The sequence below is a fragment of the uncultured Xylophilus sp. genome, assembly GCA_913776965.1.
GTDB lineage: Bacteria > Pseudomonadota > Gammaproteobacteria > Burkholderiales > Burkholderiaceae_C > Xylophilus.
In genome coordinates this window covers 1-4,642 of sequence record CAJYQL010000100.1, presented here as the reverse complement: position 1 = coordinate 4,642, position 4,642 = coordinate 1, and the positions used below count along the sequence as shown (strand labels likewise).

5 protein-coding genes and 1 pseudogene are annotated in these 4,642 nt (G+C 70.6%); 4 read left to right on the top strand and 2 right to left on the bottom strand.

Going from position 1 to position 4,642, the window contains the following annotated elements:
- The 3 genes and pseudogenes from QZ500_RS14145 to QZ500_RS14135 form a co-directional block, all read left to right on the top strand.
- Positions 1-234 (top strand): annotated as a pseudogene (locus QZ500_RS14145) (hypothetical protein); the annotation flags it as partial.
- 114 nt (positions 235-348) lie between these two features.
- The gene (locus QZ500_RS14140; RefSeq protein WP_295856043.1) at positions 349-1,569 is read left to right on the top strand and encodes a M20 aminoacylase family protein; all 1,221 of its coding nucleotides are present in this window, start codon (positions 349-351) and stop codon (positions 1,567-1,569) included.
- A gap of 85 nt (positions 1,570-1,654) precedes the next feature.
- Positions 1,655-1,909 carry an acyl-CoA-binding protein gene (locus QZ500_RS14135; protein WP_295856042.1) on the top strand — a complete coding sequence of 85 codons (255 nt, stop codon included), beginning with the start codon at positions 1,655-1,657 and terminating at the stop codon, positions 1,907-1,909.
- On the opposite strand, the gene QZ500_RS14130 is transcribed toward QZ500_RS14135, so the two are convergent.
- Positions 1,890-3,125, bottom strand: a complete 1,236-nt coding sequence (locus QZ500_RS14130; RefSeq protein ID WP_295856041.1) for an aminopeptidase — start codon at positions 3,123-3,125, stop codon at positions 1,890-1,892. The two genes, QZ500_RS14135 and QZ500_RS14130, sit on opposite strands and share 20 nt — an antisense overlap.
- A 128-nt stretch (positions 3,126-3,253) precedes the next feature.
- On the opposite strand from QZ500_RS14130, the gene QZ500_RS14125 reads away from it, so the two are divergent.
- Entirely contained in the window at positions 3,254-3,586 is a 333-nt protein-coding gene (locus tag QZ500_RS14125) for a DUF1840 domain-containing protein (protein ID WP_295856045.1), read from the top strand.
- 59 nt (positions 3,587-3,645) lie between these two features.
- Here QZ500_RS14125 and QZ500_RS14120 read toward each other — a convergent pair whose 3' ends face one another.
- Positions 3,646-4,608, bottom strand: a complete 963-nt coding sequence (locus tag QZ500_RS14120; RefSeq protein ID WP_295856044.1) for a tripartite tricarboxylate transporter substrate binding protein — start codon at positions 4,606-4,608, stop codon at positions 3,646-3,648.
- Positions 4,609-4,642 lie beyond the last annotated feature (34 nt).

The window sequence follows — 4,642 nt, the reverse complement described above, 5'->3', positions numbered from 1 at the left end:
GCCGCAACAGCAGACAACCTGCCCGATCCTGCCGACCTGCCGGATATCACCAGCATGGTGCCGCCGCTCCCGGACGCCGCCTCGCCGGAAGCGGTCGCCAGCGCCCTGGACGCTGCCCGCGCTGCCGCGGCCCGCGCCACCGATCCCGAGGCAACCGCGGCGGCCGCACAGGAGATCGACCGGCTGGCCAAGTTGCTGGACCAGCTGAAGGCGGCGGCTGGCGGCACCGGCTGATGCGCGTACCGGCTGCGGTGGCAATCGGCCTGCAGGCTGCGCAGGCGCACCCCGCGCAGTAGACTGTCCGGTCGCCGCCCCGCCCGGAGGGCCGCGGCGGCGCAGGAGCACAGCATGACGATCATCGAGTCCATCGCGGCAGAGGCCGCGGCCATCGCCGAGATCCGGCGCGACATCCATGCACACCCCGAACTCGGCTTCGAGGAGGTCCGGACCTCCGCGCTGGTGGCGCAGAAGCTGGAGGAATGGGGCATTCCCGTGCACCGCGGCATCGGCCGCACCGGCCTGGTCGGCGTGGTGCGCGGATTGCGCGACACCGGCCGTCGCACCATCGGCCTGCGTGCCGACATGGATGCGCTGCCGATGCAGGAATTCAACACCTTCGGCCACGCGAGCCGCTACCCCGGCCGCATGCACGCCTGCGGTCACGACGGCCACACCGCGATCCTGCTGGCCACCGCGCAGCACCTGTCGCGGCACCGGGATTTCGACGGCACGGTCTACCTGGTGTTCCAGCCGGCCGAGGAAGGCGGCGGCGGCGCGCGGGTGATGATCGAGGACGGCCTGTTCGAGCGCTTCCCGATGGAGGCGGTGTTCGGCCTGCACAACTGGCCCGGCATGCGCGCCGGCCAGATGGCGGTCAGCGCCGGGCCGGTGATGGCGTCGTCCAACGAATTCAAGATCACGATCCGCGGAAAAGGCTCGCATGCCGCCATGCCGCACATGGGCATCGATCCGGTGCCGATCGCCTGCCAGATGGTGCAGGCCTTCCAGAACATCGTGAGCCGCAACAAGAAGCCGGGCGATGCCGGCGTGATCTCGGTGACGATGATCCACACCGGCGAGGCGACCAACGTGGTGCCCGACCACTGCGTGCTCGAAGGCACGGTGCGGACCTTCACCACCGAGGTGCTCGACCTGCTCGAAGCCCGGATGCGGACCGTGGCCGAGCACACCTGCGCCGCCTTCGGCGCGAGTTGCGAGTTCGTCTTCGACCGGAACTATCCGCCGACGGTCAACCATCCGCGCGAGGCGGCCTTCCTGCGCCGCGTGGCGGCCGAGGTGGTCGGTGCCGACAACATCGTGGAGCAGGACCCGACGATGGGCGCCGAGGATTTCTCGTACATGCTGCAGGCGCGGCCGGGCGCCTACGCGTTTTTGTCGAACGGCGACGGTAGCCATCGCGACAGCGGCCACGGCATGGGTCCGTGCATGCTCCACAACCCGAGCTACGACTTCGATGACGCGCTGATCCCGGTCGGCGCGAGCTGCTGGGTGAAACTGGTCGAGGCGTGGTTCCGCGAGCCGGCGCCCGTCCCGGCCGTTACGGCCTGAATGCGGCTTCCGCGCCCGTCCCGCCTGCGCAAGCAGCTATCGAATCGGTAGCAATTTCCTGAACGTTCCTTACCGTCCTGCCGCCATGTCCGACCTGCACGCCGCCTTCGAATCTGCCGTCGACCGCTCCAAGAACCTGTCCGAGCGTCCGGACAACCCGACCCTGCTGAAGATCTACGCACTCTACAAGCAGGCGACGCAGGGCGACGTCGAGGGCAGCCGTCCCGGCTTCAGCGACGTGGTCGGCCGCGCCAAGTGGGATGCCTGGAACAAGCTCAAGGGCACGGCCGCCGACGGCGCGAAGCAGCAGTACATCGACCTCATCGCGTCGCTGGAATGACGGCGTCCGGCGCGGCGGCGGCGAGTGCCGCGCGCCGTGCGGGGGCGGGCAGGGCGGCCAGGCGCCGCACGTCCGCATAGAAGGCCGGCCAGGGATCGGCCGGCGCGGCCGCCTCGGCCCGGGCGAACAGCGCTTCGAAGGCCGGCACCCAGGCGTCGTAGGCGGCCTGGGCCCCGAAAGCCGCGTTGTTGGCGCGGGCCACCCAGGCGTCGTAGCCGGCGACCGCCGCCGCATCGCCGCCCCAGCGCTCCCGCAGCGCCGCATACGCGGCCCGGAACTGTTGCATCGCTTCGTTTTTCATAGCAAGCTGCGCAGCAGGGTCGGGCGCTGGAGCGCCATTTCCTTCATAGATCGCCTGCAGCCGACGGCGGGTCTCGCTCACCAGTGCCCGAAAGTCCTGCGCGCGCTGCGCATGGCGCGCCCAGGCCTCGCGGGCGGCCGGCGTGGCTTCGGTGGCCAGCCAGCGGTCGCGGCCGATGCGCTCGACTGCGGTGGCGAAGGATTCGTTGAACATCGTGTCGCCCGGCACGAACACCACCTGGTGCGCCAGTTCGTGGAACACCAGCCGGGCGAGTTCGCCGTCGGGATAGCCGATGAAGGTGTCGAGCAGCGGATCGCCGCCGGCCCAGTTCAGCCAGCCGAGCGTGGAATAGGCCGGCACGCCGTAGACGACCGTCTCCAGGCCCTGGCGGCGCAGCGCCTCGGCTTCCGCCCGGGCATCGGCCTCGGCGTAGTAGCCGCGATAGCCGACGCAGCCGGTCACCGGAAAGCACCAGGTGTGCAGCGTGAGCGACAGGGGCGGCGCCGCGACCACGTTCCAGACCGCGGCGGTGCGGCCGAGCCGCGAAAAACGGCGGTAGCTCGCGTTGTCCGGCAGGCCCACCTCGCGCGAGGCGAAGGCGCGGATGCGCTGCGCCAGCTGCAATCGCGCCTTCAGCGCCGCGCTGGTGCCGGGATCGGCCAGCCAGTCGTCGACCGGCCGCGCGGCCTCCATCAGCCGAAGGTGCCCCTGGACCGACTGCCAGTAGTAGCCTGTGCCCGCGCAGCCGCCCAGCAGCAGGGGGACCGCGGCTGCGACCAGCAGCCGTGCAGCGCGGCAGGGGAGATTCAGGCGCAGCGTTGCGCCGTCATGCGTGGAGCGGGATCGGGCCTGCAGCGGCGTGCCGAAAGCAGGCGCGGAAGGAGCGGGGCGGGGCCGGTGCGCGGCTGTGGTCATCGTCGGACGTTCGGAAGGGACGGCTGCCTGCGGCCGTCGCCGCAGTCGTGCATACAGTCGGATGGTGCTGCCCGCCGCCGGGAGGCCGCGGCGGCGCGGCACGATCCACATCCAACAAGAAGGAAGCCATCATGCTGAAGTTCAAGTCCCAGGCCACCGCCGATGTCATCCTGCTCGAAAGCAGCGCCCACCAGGTGCTGCATATCATCGGCAAGGAGCACACGCCGCAGGGGATCATCACCGTAGACCAGATTCCCGCCGCTGTGGCCGCGCTGCGCGCCGCGGTCGAGCACGAGGAACACCACGATCCCGCGCCGGCCGAGGTGCAGCCCGACGAGCACCTGGACGTGGACCATGCCAAGCCCGAGGGCCATGTGTCGCTGCGCCAGCGCGTGGCGCCCTTCATCGACATGCTCCAGCGCAGCGCGGCCGAGCACAAGGATGTCGTCTGGGGCGTGTGAGCCCCTGACACCCGCCGGCGGCCGACCTCGCGAGGCGCCGCCCGGCAGCGGCTGAATCCTCAGTCGACCTTGGCGCCGGAGGCCTTCACCACCTGCGCCCACTTGCGGTGTTCGCTGTCGATCAGTTGGGCGAACGCTGAGGGCGTGCCGCCCCCGGCGATCGCGCCCTGCGCCAGCAGCTTCTCGCGGATCGCGGGTGTCTGCATCGACTTCGCGACCTCCTGCTGGATGCGCTGGATGATGTCGGGCGGCGTGCCGGCCGGTGCCAGCAGGCCGAACCACGAACTCGCCTCGTAGCCCTTGAGCGCCGGGCCGCCGGCCTCCTCGACCGTCGGCACGTCGGGCAGCGCGGGCGAGCGCTGCGCGCTGGTGACCGCCAGCGCCACCAGCTTGCCGGCCTTAATCTGCTGGATCGACGACGGCAGGTTGTCGAACATCACGTCCATGTTGCCGCCCACCATGTCGAGCAGCGCCGGGCCGGACCCGCGGTACGGGAAGTGGACCATGTAGGTGCCGGTCATCGTCTTGAACAGCTCGCCGGCCAGGTGGATCGAGGTGCCGTTGCCGCTCGACGCCATGTTCAGCCGGCCCGGCCGTTCCTTCGCGACACGGATGAAGTCCTGCACGTTGGCGATGCCCATCGCCTTCGCCTTCTCGGCGTTCATCTCCATCACGTTGGGCACCGAGGCGACCAGCGTGACCGGCACGAAGTCCTTGATCGGGTCGTAGGGCAGCTTGGCATACAGCGCCCGGTTGATGCCGTGGGTGCCGACGGTGCCCATCAGCAGCGTGTAGCCGTCGGCCGGCGCTTTGGCGACGATCTCGGCGCCGAGGTTGCCGCCGGCACCGGCGCGGTTGTCCACCACGAACTGCTGGCCGAAGGCGCGCGAGAGTTCCGGCGCGACCGCCCGCGCCAGGATGTCGGTGGTGCCGCCGGGGGCGAAGGGCACGACGATGCGCACCGGCTTGTTCGGCCAGGCCGACTGGGCGGAGACAGCGACGGACGTGCAGGCGAGCAGCACGGCGAGCGCGGTGCGGCGGGTGGACGAAGCGAAG

What these genes read in the sequence shown, in the direction of transcription:
- QZ500_RS14140 (WP_295856043.1), top strand. Translation starts at nt 349, where the DNA reads ATGACGATCATCGAGTCCATCGCGGCAGAGGCCGCGGCCATCGCCGAG.
- QZ500_RS14135 (WP_295856042.1), top strand. Translation starts at nt 1,655, where the DNA reads ATGTCCGACCTGCACGCCGCCTTCGAATCTGCCGTCGACCGCTCCAAG.
- QZ500_RS14130 (WP_295856041.1), bottom strand. Translation starts at nt 3,125, where the DNA reads ATGACCACAGCCGCGCACCGGCCCCGCCCCGCTCCTTCCGCGCCTGCT.